This is a genomic window from Pseudomonas sp. BN607, assembly GCF_029871175.1.
GTDB lineage: Bacteria > Pseudomonadota > Gammaproteobacteria > Pseudomonadales > Pseudomonadaceae > Aquipseudomonas.
The window spans coordinates 51,409-71,684 of sequence record NZ_SSOE01000066.1 but is presented as its reverse complement, the minus strand read 5'-3'; the positions used below and the strand labels follow the sequence as shown (position 1 = coordinate 71,684).

Genomic DNA, 20,276 nt, shown 5'->3' with positions numbered 1-20,276 from the left:
AAGAACGGCGGAGGAGAACGGATGCGAGGGTCCTGCTTGGACTTGAGATAAGCATGCATGAGGCTCCAAGTTTTAGTTGGAGCTGCCACGATCCTTCCTACGGGATTGGGTGGCAGCTGTGTGCGGGGTAGGAATACCGGGAAACTTGGAAACCCGGCCAGGCCGAAGCCTGCCCACACACAGCCGCCATGACATAGCACGGCAGACGCAAAAAAAGCGCCAGCTGTGGTGCAGGGGCGCCTAGTGCGTGCGCCAAGTTTACCAACGGGTTCCTACGCCCGGTCACGGGATTTACCGTGACGGAGAGATTTAGCCTCACATTGGTTGGTCGGGCAATAGGATAACTTGTAGGAAACGTCCACGAATGGCGTATGAATCGCGCCGAATAGGATGACAACCTTTGAAAACCAATGACTTCTGCGCCTGTAGCAATGAGCTAAGGATTAATCGCTAACCTGCCAGAGCAGCCGTGGTTTCGACTTCAACGTAGCTTGACTCTCCACCTCCCTGTGCACCCGACAACCAACCCCATACGAAATGGAGTGTGGTGCGCCCTGCATCATCCACCCCTACCCGGCCACGTGACCATCCGGCGAGAATTTCGCCGTCATGAGTGATGCAGTGGTAAAGCAGTTCGATAGTATCGAGGCCAGTTACCCGGCCTATCTGGTGGCCGGTACGGATTCGGCCACCCTGGTAGGTGCTGGTGATAGCAATACCTTCGACCTGGTAATGGAAAACCGTGCCAGTACCTGACAGCCCCTGAGTATTGTTGGCAACCGCGAAACGACGATTGTGCAGCCGGTCTTTGACTTGGGCGAAGGTGCTTTCCATGGCGGTGTATTCTCAATGTGGGATGCCGAGACTAAGACGCTTACTATCACGGCTGCAACAGAACGGCACTGGAGTGAGGTATTTGAGCCAGGAGTCGCGTCGAATTTCTGCCGGACGTCCCCCCCAAAAAATAGCTGGCAGTTGCCGAATTTCAACGGAATTCCGTAATGAACAAACCACGAGAAAGCGGGTTTAAGGGGGTCTAGAGATTTTGGTCGCCCTCACTGAACGCTGAATTGGTGCGGAGACAGGAATCGTATCAACACGAAAGCGGCTGAATTCAGTAGGTATTATTCTTCATGGTACAACTCTTTATCTCTAAGATTATCCTCAGCCTGTTTCTAGGTTGCGAAACGCCGTGAGAAAAACCCTGACAGGATGATGGAAGGCGCTGATGCATTCTGCTCCCCATGAGCCAAAGCCAGCCTCAAGCGACCCACGGGGATATCGAGATATTAATCAAGCCTAAGGCCGTTCCAGCGAGCGGGTTTTGACCACACTTTGCGCATACCACCATGTAACCACGATTGGAGTCACGCCCAAACCGAAACCTTTTTGAAGATCGCTGTCGCTGGCAGGGCATGCGGATCGAGCCGTCCGGCGAGTTCTTCGGACCGAGGAGCCCAGAGGTTTGCGTGTAATCGCATTGGAAGATGTGGAATTGGAGTAGGGTCCCACCCTACACGCTCATGCACGACGTGGCCGTCCACTGACCACGTGATACGGTCCGGCCGCCAGTCAATCGTGTAAACATGAAAGTCCGAAGTAGCATCGAAGCCGAGGTCGATGCGACAAGGCGAACCCCTATAGCCGAAGTTTATTGCTGCGCCATCGTCACCTGGGTTGAAGTAGACGTTGACCAGCATGCTTCGAGGATCATCGCCTGCCAGTTCTACATCAATCTCTTGCCTTGGTGCATCTCGGTGAAGGAAAAAACCAGTAATAAGGCCGGAGCCGCTGGCGGCCTTTATCTGAGCCTCAAAGCGACCATAGCCGAACAGTTGTTTTGAAGCGAAGGCTCCCGAACGGTACTGCCTGGTTCCAGTGGCAACCTTGCTAATGATGAGACGGGCACCGTCTTTATCATGAACGAGAGCATCCTGCGAAAACGACACCAAATTCCCCGGAAAAGTCTCCACAAGCGCGGGAAAAGACGAAGTCGGTGTAGTCATTTCGGAGAAAACGAGCAGTTCCCCTACAGGAGGTATGGGGCGACTCGAGGGTACTCTGGGCTGCCACCCATATTTTGCCGGGAGGACCCAAGGTGACTCATCTAGCAAAGAAATTTGCTGGGGATGCGACGGAGCAATACCGTGCGCGCCATCTGCTCTGCCGTCTCGAAACATCCTCAGGCACCGCGGCGTTCCAACAGGGAACGACTGCACGGGCTCGGTGAGGCTGAGAAGACTGCACAGCGGCTCCCACAATCCACTATCTGACTCGCCACACGACAGTATTGCGGTGCGCGAAGGCGGTAGAGCCTCCAGCCGTGTCTCGGACCGAAACACTGTTTTCGCTTCCACGAGAAACCTTACGTCAGTTCTTGCGGTTGCAGCTTCCATCGCCTCCGGCGTTAGTGGGGCGTCAACGAGGGCATCGAACATCTCGAAAAGCTCCCACAAGTCTTGCGGGCGAATAGCTTCTTCATCACCATCGAACACCCGCACTCGCAACCCCAACATCGACAGAGCCATTGCGAGCGCTTCATGCTCGCCGCGGGTAGTCCAGGCCAATACCGACACAGCCCCCGCCCGCTCAGGTGCCATAGGGCCCGAGCCTGCATCAATAATCCCCGCTCGCGCTAGGTAAGGAAGCACGGAATAAGAGTTGTCCGAGCCGCTGTCCTGTCGCTGTAATATAACCGGCGAAGAGAGGGCGAGTGCACCGAGCTCACCAAAGCGATAGTTTAACCACATGTCCACTGGGCCAATTACGGGCATTGCCCGTAGCAGTGCCGCCGCACCTTCACGCGACAAAATGTAGCCGGAGAGAAACCAAAGTCCCCGCACCGGTCGGAAAAGAGCATCGCAGAGGTCAACACGTTCTGCTGTTCCCCCGGCATCCTCATAAGACAGGTACAACAAACGCGGACCTCCTTCAGCAAAACAGCGTTGAATGGCGGCACGCCAGCCACAGGAAATTGCTGCCGCTGCGCCTGTCTTGAACCAAACGTCGTCCTCGAGCACCAGCACATACTTGTCTGCCCCGCATGCGATAGTCTTCCAAACCTCCACGTGCGACCTCGCCACAGCTATCTCCTGCCGCGTCATTTTTACCGGCTCGTCGATGTGAAAGCACTCCTCAAGCCTTGCATCCGGCTGGACGTAAAGTTGGTCACCGATGCGGTATGTCGAGTCGACATCGGCTGTTGCGGCGACGGCGCGGCCGTCGCGAGCATCCACTGCCGCGAACCGTCGAGCTATAGAGGCAAGGGAAACATCGTCGGCCGTTCGGAACCGCCGAAGTTCTCGGACCACGCGCCGCCATCTACGCGGTTGCCGGTCAAGGTTGACGATTAGAATCGAGTTGATCAGTCCTTCGCCCGTACCAAAGGCCGAGATTTTGCCTCCCGGGAAAATGCTCGCTATGGCACGTTGCAAACGAAATGCTATCCCACGCAATATGCCGGAGGCGTCCCTAAGATTCATCGAAACTTCCCTCTCCAGATAGCCTCATTGGGGGTCCATGTTGCGCCAGTTGCGGGCGTCATTGCGGTAGGAAAGGTCCCAACGTGTTTCCGCAATGGCCTCCCAGTCATTTAACAACTCAAAGTCGGGGGCCCCCCCCCTAATCAGCAGATCACGTGCGTGCGCAGCTAACGATGCGGTGAGATTTCCTGGACCTGTCGTCTCTTGTATCTCTGGAAAGCGCCCCTTGCCTAAAAGCTTTTCGGTCGAGCGAGACAGTGCTCGCTTCAGAACAGGGTGATTGGCTGGCGCAGCTATTGGATCGTTATTGACATAAAATATGCGTTCGTCTGTAGGTAGATCACTTCGCCAGATCTCTGACGCTGGCACCATGCCGCAAGATGGGATGTCGTAGCAAAGCGGCTGTACCTTAAGTGCGCTGTCATGGAAAAGGTATTTCCAGTTGTCTCCAAGCAGTACATCATCTGCATCGACATACAGTCCACCTTCTGCAACTAAGACGCACATCCGCAGATAGTCGCAGCGCATTGCCGGATGCCGGCATCGCGCGAATGCCTCTTGCTCCGAAACTCCATACCACTCATTAATGTACTCGACAGCGGATACGTCGTTAAACATCCGGAACGCAAAGCCCTCCGCACTGAGCCTCCTCCAACTGTTTATACAGTCTTGAACGTCGTCCGGCACATCATGCGGATCGTGCCAGTATTGTACGAGTGTCTTCGGAATACTCGAAGCCAGGCTCGATCCGGCAACACTCGAAGCTGCCGAGCGGTCCAGCTGATGCAGCGTGAGGTTTCGGATAAAGGAGGATCGCAGACGATCGTCCTCCTCGAATCCCAGTGGGTATGAATCCATATTGTTCGCTTACTCAGTAAGGGTCAGACATCGGATTGGGGCATCCGATTGATGCCCCTTCCGCAGTGACGCATGGCGTAACTAGCGCTAGGCTTTGCCCGGTTAGCGGGTCGCCAAAGCCGAAGAGTCCGCGACCGCCTTGTATGTTTGATATCGCTGGGAATCCTTTCGCAGATACGCCCGCCCTTCAACCACGAACCCGTCCAATCCGTGTTCCACGCTGTAGGAAGCGAGATCAGCAATGTTGTTGATGAAGCCTTTTCCGTTGAAATTCAGGGACGTGTTACACAACACTCCATACCCAGTGCGATTTTTAAACGCGACAAGCAGATCATGAAGTCTTTTGTTGGTTTTAGAGGTGACGGTCTGGATACGGGCCGTCCCATTCACATGCGTGACCGCTGCTAGGGCGTTCGTCGTTGCACGATGAGTGAAAAGCATGTGTGGACTCTCGTGTGCGCATCCGAACCATCTCTCTGCATCATCCTGGAGGCATACAGGAGCAATCGGACGGAACTGTTCGCGTTGCTTGATCTCGTTCAGTCGGATTCGAGTGCCATCTCGAAACGGGGCAGCCAAGATAGACCTGTTTCCAAGTGCGCGTGGGCCGATTTCGTATCGGCCATTTACCCATCCGAGGATGAGGTCGCTCGCCAGCATATCGGCAACTGCAACGGAATCGACATCTCGGATGTCATATCTCTCAGCATTGAATGCGCCTAGAGCACTGAACGCCAATCCAGCATAGACATCCCATTCGATCTTCGGATTGCCAGTAAAGCGGAACTGCGCATCGACGGCCGTGCCTATGGCGGCGCCGGAATCGTTGGCGACCGGAGGCACGAATATCTCCGAAAAAAGACCAGTCTCCATCCATTTCGTGTTCCAGTCGCAATTCAACCCGCATCCACCGGAAATAATCAGTGGAAGCTTCTTCTTCAAATGATTTTTTGCGAACCGATAGAAGATATCGAATAGCGCATCGCTATATATCCCCGCGAAATTTTTAAACTCATGATCTTCCAGACCCACATTGAAGTGAGGCGCACTCTCAATGCCCTCATAAGAACTGAGTGCTTGGCACGGGCCACCTAATAGAAAATGAATTAACTTCTTCTCTTCAGCGGACGGGGTGCTCCGATTCGAATATGATGCCAGCGCCATGAGTTTCCCCGCATCTGAGTGCCTGGGATACGCTCCAGTTTTTGGAAAAGTCGGATCTGCCAAGCCATAGAGCAGACCGTAGCGATTTCCCGGCTGATCTAGAACGTCGGCAACCAGCGTGATGTTCAGTTCTGAATCAATTTCGTAAAAAGCCCCGAGGCCGCCCTCCCACACTAATGCATAGCACGGAGTTCCTTTTGGGAAAGCCGACATACCAAAGGCACAAAGTAAGTGCGCGCGTTCGTGCGAGGATGAAAAGTACTTCACATCTCGTTTTAGGAAACGTCTTTGGCTTATGATGAAATCGTTATCGGATACCCCACGATATCCGACATTCGTTTTCGAGCCATATAGATACTCATTATGATCACGAGGCCACCATCCACCAGCACAAATTACATCTGGAATGTCTTCTAGCTCACCGATCGCATCTAAAATGTCCGGGATAGCAAGTGATGAATATCGATAGTTTGAATCCTTTTCCGCTTCGATAGACATAATCAAACGTCCATCTTGAAGTAGTGCGATGGCGCCATCGTGGCCCGGGTTATACGAGAGAATTTTCACGCGCTGGCAATCCCGTCATCCATAAACACCCATTTGCATGGTAGCGCCCCCTCAACTGGGGTGAGCGCTCCACGCACCATTGATGTAGCAGTGTAGGACCGTACCACAATTTTTGTTAAGCCGGCTCGCTTAACATCGCCAGTGGAATCGCATTTCACCTATGCCAATGACTCACAGAATGGCGATGCTGGATTTTAGTCAGATAGGATAGATCCGAAGAGGCTGAATGAAACCCGCTCGGCAAGCTGGGTGTTCAGTCCCAGAGAGTCATGGTGCGTCCTCAACCGCGGCCCAAGCTTACCTGAGGGGGCTTGCCAGCGCGTCTTGACATCTAGGCATCGACAGCTCACACATAGGTAGAAGCCGACTTCACTACATCCACGAGTCGACAGAGTGGACAAGTTTGCATCAATTCCTGCCACTGCCACTGTCAGAAAGCGGCCGTTCGCCAGTGTCCGCTATCGACCCGAAACAGACACCCACTACAGACTCAGAGTCGATTGACTGCTCTTTTGAATCCCCTGCTCGGGGCACGCCCAATACGGCCAGGCGTTCAGTGAATATTGGGATCACCGTGTCGTTGCGCCAATGCATAGGCAATGGCGCACTTCACCGCGTCAGCTAGTTCAATTCCGCTTAGCCAACAACTCAGCATTCGGCTCAACAATTGCGTCAGGCAATTCCCTAACTTTCACGCTGGAGCTTTCGTAATCGACTTCTAAGTGCTCAGAAAATCGCTGCACAAAGAGATCAGAGTGGAACTGATCAAAAAACCTTCGCCTAGATTTAATTTTGCTGTTATTGGCAATGTAGTCTCCGATAAACCCGGAGCTAGCCAATACGGCCAAAGAGGCCAAGATTATAATCCAAGATTTCTTAGCGAACGAGTCGGGTTCAAGAGCCAAATAGGCACTGACATCCGCAAAAATCACGGCAGTTATCAAGAGTAAAACTGTCGCTGACTTAACCCTAGACTTATTTTCGCTGGAATACTTTTCAAGGAGAGTCTGAACACGAGCCCGAGATGTCTCAATGTCTCGACGAAGCGCTTCATTTTGCTGGTTTTGTAGACTCAAAAGTCCAGCATTAAGCGCATCAATCTGGGCGCTGCTCGCTCGCTGCTGTTCCGCCGCTTTCTCCTGGTGCGCAGCCAACTCTTCTGCAACACGCTGCGTATCTTGTGCTGCCTGGGCCGTAGCCTCCTCCGCAAGACGCAATGTCTCCTTATGCTCTTCCTGCAGCTTCTTGATTTCCGCTTCAGACTCTTCCTTGAGGGCCGTTCTCCACTGATCCTCCAGATGCTCTAGGACGCGCGATGCATCGTCCACATTATCGAGGCTCATCCGCTGCTCTAGCATGAATCGTGTCATGTACTGAGCTGAGCGCTGTGTAGTCATGATGGCTCGGAAGTGTTCAGCTCTTACGGAATCAAGGCTCTCCAAGAAGCCAGTAACGCTAGTCAGTAGCTCTTGACTCGGTTCCAGAGCAGAAGCGCAGTTAGCGATCAGCCGATGGTGAGCAAGCTCAAATGATCCTTGAGCCCCAAACAGTACCAGCATCAGACCCGCCAGGTGACGATCTGTCACCGCAGCTGGCACATCCTCTGCTCGATAGATCCTCTCCTGAAGGAGGAATCGTGCAGAACGACGTGCAACCTGAGCGTTTTCAGTTACAAAAACATGCTGTGCTTGGTGGAAGTCACTGCGATTGGAAGTAAGCCTTTGTCTAAGCCTAACAATGGCTGCAACCGCTGCAGCATCACGCGCCCGTGCATAGACGTTGTAATTCCCCAATGCCGATACTAAATTGTTTTCCTCATCAGCAGAGAAGTAACGTTCGGCATTCTCGGGAGTACGTATGATCGCTATCTTCTTTCCGCGAATCGACGAGTCCAAATTCCCAATGAGAGACTGAACATATGTCCTGAAGTTTCGATCTCTGAGCCGCCGATAAGTAGCACGATGCCCATCGCCTTGTTCAGAGCGTGCGAGAGCCGCCTTCAAGTTTGCGCGAATTTCTTCCACATGATGCTGGAAAATGCACAGGATTGCCCCTTTACTAGCCAGCCCTTCAATCAACAAGGTGGCATAGTCGCATGCAAGCGGATCACTGACATCCAGATACGACATCACCAAAGGCCCGTCAAGGTAAAATTTCATACCTTTCAAGCTAGAGGTCGTATTTGGCTCACGTAAATTCAGGATATATTCTGCAGCAATGGCGCCGCTGGCGATCCTGACAAGCACAGGGAAGAGCTGACTCCCCTCATCCTTGAGCTTCAAGATAAATGATGCACAAAGCAGCTTAAGCCGATCTTGCTTAGCAGTATCAACTGGATCTGGAACTGCAGCATCTGCGGCCCTTGTTCGGTTCAAGCGGAGGATACGACCTGCAGGTGGCTCCTCCTTTGGCTTAACACCAGGCTTAAGCAGCTGAGCGTGAAAATCCAGGGAAACAAGCTGATTTAAAAAAACACTTTCAACGAGTGCCGGGTCAATCGCCTCTTCCTGAGGAATCAACGGACTGCAGTAGGCGGAGAACTGATCGACTAGAGTTTTTACCTCATCCTCGATTGGACTGATGCTTTCGAAGCGCTCTGCAGGAGCGTAATAGTGCTTGACCACGCTTCCGTTTAGCTCGGAAGGGATTAGCACGCCAGCGCTCACCAGATTCGGAACCAGTTCATCCGTTACCCAAGGATGGATCTCAATCCCGTAAAGCTCCTTGAGCTTCTTGCACAACTCTTGGGCATCAAATGCCTTGCCGGCGTTGGCCTGAGCGATAGGCGAGACGATTGGAACCAGGCCACTCAGGATGTCGTCTTGGGATCCAGTCTGTGCCAGATATGCGTATGCGAGCAACGGACGGTCGTGGTCTATCTCCACCTTCAATCCCTCTCGAAACAAGGCAATGCCCATCAAGTCTTCCTTAGCTTTATAGAGGGCCTACGATAGCTTCTGGCCACCACGCCGTCTACTCAAGCGCGTCTCACCAGCCCCCACAGTCAAAGCAGCCCCTGAGATGTTAGATGCTTGACTCCCGCATCCAGATTCTGGGCACGCAGTTCGTCACCACAAGGTTAATTCCGAAAGGAATACAAATGTATTCCTTGAGACCGTAACACGACTTTTGCGAAGCCCCACTCACCGAAGACATTCGTTTGGCACTTGAAGACCCATGCTTTTTCTAGACGACAAACTAGCAGCTGTACGGTCAGCAGGTAGTAATAACGAGTTGCCTTGCATCGCCTCGGCAGGCGATGTTCAAGAAACCAAGCCACATGTTTTCTACGCCAGGCCCAAGGTGTTTCTAGCTGCCAACGTTCAGCTATCTCAGCATGAATGAGCTTTGCTTGCCGTAAATGACGCTGTCGCGTTGCGTACGACCCCTTCAGCACCGCAGCCAAGAACAGCTCCATATCAAATACATTACTCATCTGCGACCTCCTACGTAGGCAGCAACCACATCGACCCGACCGTGCCCTAGCTCACAGCTGATCTGCTTCCGTGCTTCACGATCAAGGTTCCTATCTACCTGGCAACATTGGCCGCCGTGGATAGGCGCACGGTGTTGGGTGATTTGCTCATAGCGCTCACAGGCGTATGCCGCTCGTAGCTCATGGAATCCTTTGAGGTTGTGTGCATGCAGGATGTCTCGCGCAGGGCGAATGATTTCTTGCAGAACATTCAGGTACCTTTCGTGTGGCGCAATCGGGTTGCGGCTACCCGCAGGCGAAATCTGGCGTGCAAACTCAAGTGCATCTCGAACATGGCCGTCCACCGCATCCAACGCGGTGCCGAGGCACCGGCGCGGCCGCCCTTGGTGCCATCCTGAATGTTAATCCTACCTAGATCGTTAGCTTCACGGCTTAGCCGTGGCAGGTCAGCCAAAATGGCCTCACGCAAGCGCATGCCGGTGGCCCGTGCCTACAGAACAATCGCAGCGGCCCGCAGCTGATGATTGCGGCAAAGCACATCGACGATCTGTTTAACCTGTTCGCGGTCTTGGCCCTGCGGCACAACATGTCGAACCCCGGTACGCTGCATACCCAACGCCTTGCTCGGACTTGGCAACTTCACGGACTGATCACCGCGAAGCGCCGCCATGGTCCTGTTAACGCTGGAAAGCCGATTTGTGCGGTGCTGATGGCGAGGTCACCGCGCCTAACCACGTCGCGCAGATACGCCGCATAGTCCGCCAATACCTTCCGATCAATCTGCCGCGCATCATTGATACCGGGCCCATGTTTGGAGCGGCACCACTTCACGAATGCCTGCCACCGCTCATTTGCACATGCCTGGATCGCTAAATTGAACCGCGAATGGTCGTCCAGCACGGTCAAGGGATGGCACTGCCCCTGAGAGGTCGAGAAGTAACCCTTGAAATCCATCTGCCATAGATCGTTGGGGGCATCGTGAACAAAGCGACACCACGCTTTTCCTGCATCGGAGGCTTCGGCCGGGATGAGCTGATGCCTATGCAAGATTGAGGTCACCGTACTCGGCGCGATTGCTGGACCGCCTAGGACCTGCATGCGCTTGCTGATCTTCCTCCCGCCCCAAGCCGGATGCTCTGTACGAAGTTCTACGACCTGCTTCTCGATTAGCGCCGACGATTGCTTGGGGCTCGTCTTCGGACGGCGAGACAAGTCCTTGAGGCCTTCCGAACCGCTGGCTTCAAAGCGGGCAAGCCATTTGTAGGCGGTCTGAGGACTGATCTTGAACCGGCGACATAGCTCCCGCCGGTTAGCACCTTCCTGCCGCGCCAGGACAACGAACTCCTCACGTAACGTCATGATGTCTTTCTCATCCCAGGGCATGGCTGTGGCTCCGGCAGTCATTGCTACCGATAAGTGTCCACCATGTCCTGGCACAGCTGTCACCCATGTCTCCCGTTTATACACTGGGTAAAGAGACGGGCGCAGGTTGGTGCAAGATTCGGCCAAGCGGATAGGTTGCTGCAGGACCGCTAAGTAAAGAGGGAACGTCTGGCGCACGAAAGCGGTGTACTGGAATAGGCGTCCATCACATGGATAGTGAACGTGCGAGCTACCGGCTTGGGGAGTACACCAAAAATCATTGCCGGGGGCTTTCAGGGCTCGTACCACAGGGTCGCTGACGAAAATTGCATTGGCACTGTTTTTTATACGTGCGTACGGCGGGTCAGTATCTCGGTGCATGGCACGGGCTTCACCCGTGTTCGCGGGCAAGCCCTAATGCCAGTCAGTTAACGTTTTCCGGCTTGATTGGGGCTGCTTTGCAGCCCTTCGCGGGCTTGCCCGCACACAGGGATCGCGCTAGCTCTTAGAAGTTGAGCAAGCCAGTTGGCTTACATAGGTACGGGGTAAAGTTCCGGGTAGCGATACCTGTTCGACTGCCCGGCTGCGCATGCTTTGAAAAGCTGCTCCGAAGTATCTTGAAAGGGTTTCGTGGGAGAGGGAACTGTGTTGCAGGGCACAGTTCAGCGGTGGCGCAAGAATTGCCGGGGCCGCCTTGCGGCCCTTTCGCGACACAAGGCCGCTCCCACACAGGGCGTGGAATATTCGAGCATCGCGCTTACATTCGGGCTTTAACGTTCACGAAAGGAGACGAATTCAAGCTTAATTAGTGCCTATCTTGCAATTATTCACGGCCTGTCGAGTGGCTCTGGAATGAACCCCTGCTCCCTCAGTGCCTTGATGACCCCACGCACCAGGTAATTGTTGGAGAAGCCAATGGTGTATTGCCTCGAACCTGGGTTGATTGGCAGAAGCATGCCTTGCTCTACCAGGTTCTTGATTTGATAAGTCCGTTGGTTAGCCGTGAGCGCGGGGAGTGCCTGAGCAATGTCACTCGATTTCACGACCTTCATCTTTATGACACTGACCAGAATCTGTTCCTCGGTCTCGGTAATCCACTCCCGACTGCGTGCAAAACTCACCGCCGGCAACAGAATGCACTTCGTGACGTAGCCATAGTCGGTGAGCTTGTCCACCTTCTCCAATTCGTCGCGGATGCCCTGCAACACATAGGTACACCATGCCTCCAGCCCTGCTGTGGTGCCAGTATCGGCAAGCCCTAGCATGGTGTAGTACTTGTCCCGGTCATTGCAGAACACTGCTGTGGGGTTGAGTACCCGACCACCCGTGTTCACGTTGAAGCCGTACTTCATCAACAGCGCGTAGGTCAGCAGCCTTACCACCCGCCCATTGCCATTGCCGAATGGATGAATCCAACCGAAACGGTGGTGCGCCAGGGCGACCTACATCAGCGCGTATTTAGGGGAATCGTCGCGATTGATGAAACTGACCAACTCCTGCATGTACTGCGGCACCAGCACACCTTTTGGAGGCACATGCTCCGCCTGTGCGATCCTGACCGCCCCTTCCCGGTAGGCGCCTGGCGTTTTATCGCCTTCACGCCGTAACCCCAGTACGGTCATGGCGTGCAGTTCTCGAATCGTATGCTCTGTCAGGTCTGCACCAGGCTTGATCACCTCTTCGATGTAATCCATCGCCTTTTCGATGTTGGCAATTTCCAGTAACTGATCGGTGCTCTCGGCCTTCCCTTCGACCTTGCTGTCGATGTAGTCGGTCAGTGTGGTGTGGTTGCCCTCGATTCGAGCAGAGCCCAAGCTCTCCAGCGTGTGGAACAGCGCCTTCAGCTGAAAGAACACCTGAGGTGGAGTGTCCCCTTCCAGCCTCAGCCTGCGCAGAAACTCGAGCACGGCCAGAACGTCAACCAGCGGCGAGTCAAAGGACGGGGTCAGTAGCTTGCAGGTCGTGGTGAGAAAACTGGGGCATCTCAAAATTATCTCTAACCGGGAAATCCATTATCTAGAAAAATTTCGGTTCTCACCCCGTAAACACTGGCCAAAACCTGATCGACAGCTAACCATTATCTAAAAATACGTCCAACCCTAAGTGGAAAACTGCGAACCGTTAAGTCAAAAACACGCAGATCCGTGGGGAAAAAACGGGAACAAAAAAGCCCGCACAAGGCGGGCTTCTATTGGTGCCAGGTAGCGATAAATCGCCATAGGCCAACTGATTCTGGTGCGGAGACAGGAGTCGAACCAGGACATTCTAAACCAATGAATTCAGGGCACCGACCATCCGCCGTGCGCCTTCATATACCTATATGTATACCTAAAAACAAATCTACCGGGCCGGCAGTCGCCGACGCCGACGCCGACGCCGACGCCGATACGAGGCTTCGCAGCTGATGCACGCCCACAAAGCAAAACCCCCGCAAAAGCGGGGGTTACGGAAGACACTCAGCAATCAGCTGTGAGAGTACGAAAGAACGATTTCCCTCACGCTTGGCTTGTCGCTGAGCTTCTTCACCATTTGCTCGTAAACGTCTCCACCGCTGTTAGGCCGGACCGGCTGCACACGCTGGTTCGTCGAGTTAAACGCGTCACGCACCGATGAACGGGGGGCAGTGAGCTGAAGGCTTGCAAAGGGTGTGGTCATTTCAGCGCTCCATCATTCTGAACGGGTGAAGAAACGGTGATTCAATTCTGGACGGAAGTAGTGCTTACGATCAATCCAGATGAACCCATCGTGCTTGCTTATCACCGCGACGTCTATTGGCCCTGACACAGATTCCGAGGGTCGCGTGACTCGCTCCTTCAGCGACTCCAGCTCGATAAGGCTCCGGGCCAGCGCCGCCATCTCTGGTAAGGGCAGCGAATGTACAACGGAGGACAGCGGAAAGATATGTTGATTTCGGATCTGCGTGTGCCACCTGTCAGAATGACCCGCATTCACCTCCTCAATGATCTCCTTGATCCTCTCCTTAGGTACGCTCGCCTCAGCCCCTATCTCAGCTTGGAGCTTAGCTGCCAGTTCGTCAAAAGCTAACGAGGTCGACCCGTCGACTGTGTAGAGGACGTCGGGTGAAATACCCATACGAAAAGTGTTGATCATATACGTAGTCGCAAACGGCTGGATCACGGCTGGAGAGCTAGCATCCATTACACTGGGGGCATTGCGATGCAGTATCAACCTGTCACCCAAGAACCCATAGCAATCGTAGCTCTCCAAGACAGGGAAAAACTCCTCCTTCCCGTATCCAGCTACGACCACCCCTGTCTTGTCGGCGTACATGATGAACTCTTTCACCGCAAGCTTGGCCAATGCCTCAAGGAACCTGGGGATCAGGTATGCCCTAGTGCCGGACTGCATGAAGATGTAGAACGATGTAGCAGCGATCGCTTCAAGCTCCGGTGACGTAGTCGCATGTGCATGAGCGATATCTGCTTCTCTCAGCAGAGGATTGAGTTCTATTGCGTCGATCTCCACTTCGCACAACGCCAGGGCGCTTTCGATTTCCTGGTCACTCTTGCCAGCTAGGTCCTCAATGGTAGCCACCCCCGCCTGCTGGGCAATGCGAAGCTGAAGCCGATAGGTCGCGGCCGCAACGACATCAAACAATGCAGAGCCGCGTGCCGCATCGGAAAATAGCTTCTCCTCTCGCTCAACAAAATCGAAGAAGCGCTCAGGATAAGTCTCTAGCTTGTCGTACTGATCCTGACCTAGCTGCTCACGAAATGCCTTAATAGGAAGCTCCCAGGGAACTCCATGAAGATCCGCAGAGCCATAGATCATGAGGCCCACTGGGGCTACCCTGCTCAGTTCAAATAGCTTGTTCGCGCCTTTGAAGTACCGACGTTCCTGCTCCCCATCCTTCCAAGACGTCACGGTGGTGGCGCTATCAGCAGCCAAAACCACAGCGGTGCGGCTCATTATCGCAATTTCAGCAGTCATGACTTCCTTCCTGGTGGCATTTTGCATCACACATCAGAAACATGACCTTAGCCAACCTCCACGATGCATGCCACGTCGACCGTTCCCATGCTGCAAGTCAAACAAGTCTGAACCACTGTTCAGTGGGCGCTGTTCAGCCTCAATTTCCTCGCCTTGGCAGAGGCAGGCATGTAACAGCAAAAACGCTCTGTTTCCGGACATATGGGCTTTGATCCCGGTGCTCAAGGCCTTGTCTCGATAGGTTCAAAGCCCATCAAGCATTCAGTTCTAGGACCAAGCAAGCCGTAAGAAATCGACAGCGTAGCCGCTGATCCGCACCAGCGACTACGGCGATGCCAGGGGGGTCGTGTATAGCCGGGCCTGATTAACCCGAACGGCGGGGCGCACCAGACGTTGCGATGCAGCAACCCCTTGCTCAAGCAGATGCCGGAAAGTTTGCCGGGATCTACAGCCCTATCTGCCTGATGATCCTTCGCGGCTCCATTCCATCGCGCAGAGCCCTGCTGGCGTCCATGGTCGTCTGATCATGCGCCTTGCCCTCGAATTCTTCGGCCATGGCGGCGGCCTTCCTGACGATCAGCAGCGCCAGCTCAGGCGGGGAGGTGATAGGTTCTGGGTCGGGTAGGTAGTCGCAGTCGATATTGGACGTGGTGCGGCCCTCGGTATGGTGGCACCGGATTATCTGATAACTACCCAGTACCCGGGTAGTTCACCGCAGGCCGAACGGCCACCTGCTGGACCTGCGTCACCTGCACATTTTCGTTGCTCCTGCGCTTTCATGTCAGACCTGCGGTAACCGGGCACCTTCGTGGGCGGGCAGGCCCAGCCTGGCCTGGGCTGCTAGGCCTGCTTGGTTCTCGCGGACGGCGGCGACCGTACTTGCCCGGTCATGTACTGCGTCGAGAACCAGTCCACCGTGTCGATTTCTACACAGCGTGTCGTTTTCCACACGCTGGCGCTCGTCGAGCCGATCGATATTGGTAGTTTCGCCGAGGCTGGCCAGCCCCAGGCAATGCCCTCAGAACTGAGGGCATTTCTGCCTTGGAGGCACCTTCGCTGCAAGGGTGTGGTGATATCCACCATCCCTTAGCCGTGGCGGCGGCCCTGGTTCCCGGATGTATAATCCCGGTCCACCAATTTCCACGCCCCTGCGTAGGCCACCAATGACCAAGAGCACCGAATCGGACAGCCCAGATCTGGCTATTTCAGAGGGCTGCAGGAGCGCCTGCGCCGATTACCTCAAGTACCTGGACACATTCCTCATTCCGGTACAGGAAGAGCTACGCACCAGCTCTGAAGTTCGCACTCTGAAGCTTCATCAGGTAATCGGGGCCAATCTTTGCGCCGCTCATGCGGTCGACTACATCATCGCCATCCGCAAAAAGATTGGTCTGTGCACGCCCAGAGGACCGCTAGTTCAGTCATTTGACACTGAGTTCGCAGTTACTGGCGCTCGTATTCAGGGCGGCAAGATGGCACTGGTCGACGCGGTCAACAACGCCATGAAGCACATCCGCATCGAGCCCACGCGCTACCAAGACCTGATCCAGAAGTACGGCCAGGTCAGCTTCGAGTGCTTGGTCGAGGACGAAGGGAGAATACTGTGTCTTCTGGACGGATTTCGGTTTGACTACGTCCGCGTTGTGCTTCTTCCGGTTCTGCAGGCGCTATGCGCCTGGCACTTTGAAGACGAGGAGGAAGTGGCAGAGTTCGCCCGCGGGGGAATGGAAGACATCGCCCACGCGGCTTACTCTGACTTGGACGATGACGATCCAATCGATGCCCTGATCAACGCTTGCAACCCCACTTGCATCAACTGCGACGAGGGTGAGGAGGATTGCCAATGTGCAGAGTACATCTTCGCTGGCGAAGCCGGGGAGTTTGAAGCTAGGTTTGCGACCAGTGCCGAGCTAGACACCCTCCTCTCCGAAGTCTCGGGCGCCTACCGGCGCGACAGACTTATCTGAAACGATCACACAGTAGGACCAATACAATCTTGGCCCTACTGTTGCTATCGCCTTGCCTTTTACAGGCTCAAAAGGCTACCAACCACAACTTCACACCACTCTGTTCTGGCTCTTGTGCTAACTGATGCGTCTCACGTTGCTGCGTCCACTCGCCTCGAAGTCCAACCGCAACTGAACACAGTCCGGGTCACCACGCAGCAACTCCAGAGCTTCCGCCATCACCTGATCGGCACTCATGCCTGTATAGCTGCTCAACGAAAGTGGTATCTCAACAGGCCCGGCATGGCTGGTTTTTGTCAGGTCCGTGACTTCCGGATTCCCTTGACGAGCACGACCGGAAATTCTTGACGACCTTCGCTCCCACAGGTCCGCCAGATACAGCGCCATCCCTTGTACAGCAAGGTCTACAGTCGATCATGCCCAAGCGCCAGCGGCTCAATCCGTCAAGACTGGTCAAGAATTTCCGTCAGGGCTCTGTCAAGGATGCGGGTCATTCTGGACGGGCCGAGCTATCCGGTCGTGTTCGAGTTGCCCACGCATCAGGCGTGCCGCTGACTTCGCGAGATTCTGCCTGCTGATGCTGGCGCCGATCCGTCCAGAGCCTGTCCAGAATTCGGGTTGCCCGCGCCAGCCCATCAGGCATAGGCCCAGGCCAAGCCCGTCGAGCGCATCAGGGCGGCGGGCGATGCTGGTCGACCACCGTCTAGTGCTGGTCTAGTTTCTTCTGGCGATTCTGGACGACCATGTGGCCGGAGCAGGCCACGGCAAGATCGGCAACTCGGGTGCCACGCCCCAAAGCGCCAACACCAACACCCAACACCTGCGCCGATCCGTCCAGAGCTGTCCAAAATCCGTCTTAGGCCAGTCAAAGGTTTTGACACGGACAGAGCCCCAACTTTGACGGCCTCCAGCACCGGGAAGGCCTCAGACGCCCGGCCAAAAGAGCCACTGCCATCTGTCTGGTCCGTACGCCGTCAAAGCGTGGTCAAACAAGTGCCCAGCACCACCGACAATGTGAGACGGCGCCATCCCCCAGTTTTACGATCACCGCCTGAACAAAGGCCTCGGGCGCACAGGCCATGCTGGTTCCGTCTCATGCCTGTCTCATATTCGGTAAAGGCTGGGTAAAGCTAAATCTGCGGCACTATTGGAACAGCAATGCTAGGGGGTTGATCAAAGTCGAGCTGTGCTCCGGATAAAGCAGCTTGCATGAACCGCTCGCGAACGACGGGATAAATCGCCTTCCCGGTGTGCCCTTTGTAATTAACCAGTGCCCAAAGACACCCTCTCCCGCCGAAATCAAAAAACACGGTTCTCCGGGCATGTAGCCAAACCTCACGCGGCCTTTTCCAGGACCAGGCATGGTGGCCACGGTGCGATTCCTCAAGGGCCTCAAACTCCTTGCCGTGGAAGAGCTCCATGAGGTCGCGCGTGGACGATCGGGCATCCAAATCCGCCCGACGAAAGTACCCAAGCCACGAAGCTGCTTGAGCCCCAAGGATCGGCATAGCCAACTGATATTCCTCAAGCAGGGGATGCTCGGGGGCAGGCAGAGCAACGCCGATGTTGATGTGATTGCGGAAACTCTCACCATTGACGACCCAGATCATCCTCTCGCCATAGAACTGCTCTCGACTTCGCATCTCGTCGAGCGGCATTGGTGAGTTCTGGAGCTCAATCACAAGATCATCAGGCCGCCTGATATCAGCCACATGCCTTTCCCCGGTGGCTTCGTCAGTGCGAACGTTTTCACGCCATTCGAAGGGAAATAGCTCCTTCCAGGCCTTGTGCCATGGCCCCTCATTTTCCATCCAAGGGTCGCAATGCCGCCTGCCAGCATGCGCCCAGTGCCAGCGAACGATCGACCCGCACTTCGCCTGAGCTGGCGCCCCGCACCTCTCACAAACTCCCTTCAGCCCAGGAGCCGGAGGCATTCGCTGTCCGTCAACTATTGCTACGTCCATTGAAGCCATGCGATTTCCTCTCACATTAGGCCTGGAGGATAGCGCATGCCAAGTACGGCACGGATTGAGTAGTTACATCGTTTTTACCCCGCCCCAACGCTCACCGCCCACAGCATGAAGTGCGAGACAGTGCCATCCGCCTGGTTTACCGGCATGGCCTGGCGTATGGCCTTAAACGCCCAGGCCATGCTGGTCCCGTCTCATGCCTGTCTGACATTCCGTCAAAAATTGGTCAAGGTGAAATGGCGGTGAAAGTGTGAGACCTAGATATGCGCCGACGTCACCCTGTAAACACCCAAACAGCAGTAAAGAGTCGACGGTTTTATATTACATTCAAATAAAAAGCCCGTCTAAGTCCGGGCTAGAAATCATTTCTTCGCTACTTTTGAAGCGCCATCCGGCGTCTCCGACCTAGACGAACTGCTATATATTTCTTGATCTGTGATTTCTGTTACCTTCTCAATCTGTGCACTTATGATTTTGCCGTGATTATTCTTTGTCAAAATCTTCATCAATACAACCTTGTTATTCCACTCTGCATCTTGCAGCACATCAAGTATTTGATCCGTGACCATAGCACCGTCTTTTGGAAGCGTCGCAGAGAATTCTTCACCGCGGAGCACATCACGCAGTTTAAACTTATAGTGAGCGTCGACACTATGATCCACACCTAGAATTTTATAAACCCCTGTTACAACGTCTCCTATTGAGGCTTGACGCTTACTGCTACTGATTTCACTAACTACGGCACCGGGCAGCTGTCTGCCTTGGATCTTAACGGAGTCAGCATCCTTAGTTCCTGATAAAAGCTTATCGTAAGCCTGCGCAACGTACCCTTCCATAGACTTCACTTCGGGATACTGCTCAACTGCCTTGGAGTAAACTTCATTCGCTCTTTCGGATTCAGGAGAGTTTTGTTTAGCAACAAGGCGCAACGTTTCTAGGCGTTCATTGCGATCTGCTTCATGGGTAATAGCTTGAACGTCTAGCCTGCGTAGCTCCACCTTATTGTCGAGGTAGGCGTTATAGGAAATTCCTCCAAGCACGAATAAGCCGATAATTAGTATCGTTTTTACTTTATCCTTGGATTCCATTTGCATGAAAGCGTCACCAATTTTATCAATCTGCTCGATGAGTTTAGCAAAGAATTCGGAGCTGCCATCTTTTACTTGCAAAACGAGCTGAAGCTCTGCTCTGTCTGCGTCTTTTAAGTTTCGACTAGACGCGGAGTATCTTGCGAGAGCGTAGGATTTATTAATTGCTGTCTGGAGCTCTAAAAACCCTTTCATCAAGTCCGGGGTGATCGTAGACTTATAGATATCCCCCTCAACTTTCATCTCAAATCTCGGCCAATTCTTGAATTCGACCTCAGGCAGCTTCGCTTCTCCGCCTAGAATTCTTTCAAGCAGATCCAGTGCTTCGCTGTCATTTGAGATTACTAGAGGCTTCATTGTCAGTCCTTTGCGTTGTCAGGTATTGATCGATAATCCGGTGGCTGCTTCAGGCTAGATTGGGTCAAGCCCAG

At 54.1% G+C, this 20,276-nt stretch carries 9 protein-coding genes and 4 pseudogenes; 1 reads left to right on the top strand and 12 read right to left on the bottom strand.

Annotated elements, in window-relative coordinates:
- Positions 1–450: 450 nt before the first annotated feature.
- The 10 genes and pseudogenes from E8E68_RS23310 to E8E68_RS23265 form a co-directional block, all read right to left on the bottom strand.
- Positions 451–834 (bottom strand): hypothetical protein, encoded by a 384-nt coding sequence (locus tag E8E68_RS23310; protein WP_081273280.1) that lies wholly within the window; start codon positions 832–834, stop codon positions 451–453.
- A 533-nt stretch (positions 835–1,367) separates the two neighbouring features.
- Complete coding sequence (locus E8E68_RS23305; RefSeq protein ID WP_280345308.1) at positions 1,368–3,482, bottom strand: family 16 glycosylhydrolase; 2,115 nt, start codon at positions 3,480–3,482, stop codon at positions 1,368–1,370.
- Positions 3,483–3,506: 24 nt separating this feature from the next.
- Entirely contained in the window at positions 3,507–4,340 is an 834-nt protein-coding gene (locus E8E68_RS23300; protein WP_280345305.1) for a glycosyltransferase, read from the bottom strand.
- Positions 4,341–4,442: 102 nt separating this feature from the next.
- Positions 4,443–6,071 carry a carbamoyltransferase C-terminal domain-containing protein gene (locus E8E68_RS23295; protein WP_280345302.1) on the bottom strand — a complete coding sequence of 543 codons (1,629 nt, stop codon included), beginning with the start codon at positions 6,069–6,071 and terminating at the stop codon, positions 4,443–4,445.
- Between the two features lie 626 nt (positions 6,072–6,697).
- Positions 6,698–8,989 (bottom strand): hypothetical protein, encoded by a 2,292-nt coding sequence (locus tag E8E68_RS23290; protein ID WP_280345299.1) that lies wholly within the window; start codon positions 8,987–8,989, stop codon positions 6,698–6,700.
- A gap of 251 nt (positions 8,990–9,240) precedes the next feature.
- Positions 9,241–9,507 (bottom strand): annotated as a pseudogene (locus tag E8E68_RS23285) (hypothetical protein); the annotation flags it as partial.
- A pseudogene (locus E8E68_RS23280) lies at positions 9,504–10,374 on the bottom strand (integrase). The pseudogenes E8E68_RS23280 and E8E68_RS23285, both read right to left, overlap by 4 nt.
- Positions 10,351–10,890 (bottom strand): annotated as a pseudogene (locus E8E68_RS23275) (helix-turn-helix domain-containing protein); the annotation flags it as partial. The pseudogenes E8E68_RS23280 and E8E68_RS23275, both read right to left, overlap by 24 nt.
- A gap of 806 nt (positions 10,891–11,696) precedes the next feature.
- Positions 11,697–12,852, bottom strand: a pseudogene (locus E8E68_RS23270) (Fic family protein).
- A gap of 684 nt (positions 12,853–13,536) precedes the next feature.
- Positions 13,537–14,820, bottom strand: coding sequence for a hypothetical protein (locus E8E68_RS23265; protein ID WP_280345296.1), 1,284 nt, complete (start codon positions 14,818–14,820; stop codon positions 13,537–13,539).
- Between the two features lie 1,163 nt (positions 14,821–15,983).
- On the opposite strand from E8E68_RS23265, the gene E8E68_RS23260 reads away from it, so the two are divergent.
- Entirely contained in the window at positions 15,984–16,787 is an 804-nt protein-coding gene (locus E8E68_RS23260; RefSeq protein ID WP_280345292.1) for a hypothetical protein, read from the top strand.
- 1,130 nt (positions 16,788–17,917) lie between these two features.
- Here E8E68_RS23260 and E8E68_RS23255 read toward each other — a convergent pair.
- The gene (locus E8E68_RS23255) at positions 17,918–18,721 is read right to left on the bottom strand and encodes a competence protein CoiA family protein (protein ID WP_280345821.1); all 804 of its coding nucleotides are present in this window, start codon (positions 18,719–18,721) and stop codon (positions 17,918–17,920) included.
- 398 nt (positions 18,722–19,119) lie between these two features.
- The gene (locus E8E68_RS23250; protein ID WP_280345289.1) at positions 19,120–20,202 is read right to left on the bottom strand and encodes a hypothetical protein; all 1,083 of its coding nucleotides are present in this window, start codon (positions 20,200–20,202) and stop codon (positions 19,120–19,122) included.
- Positions 20,203–20,276: the final 74 nt, after the last annotated feature.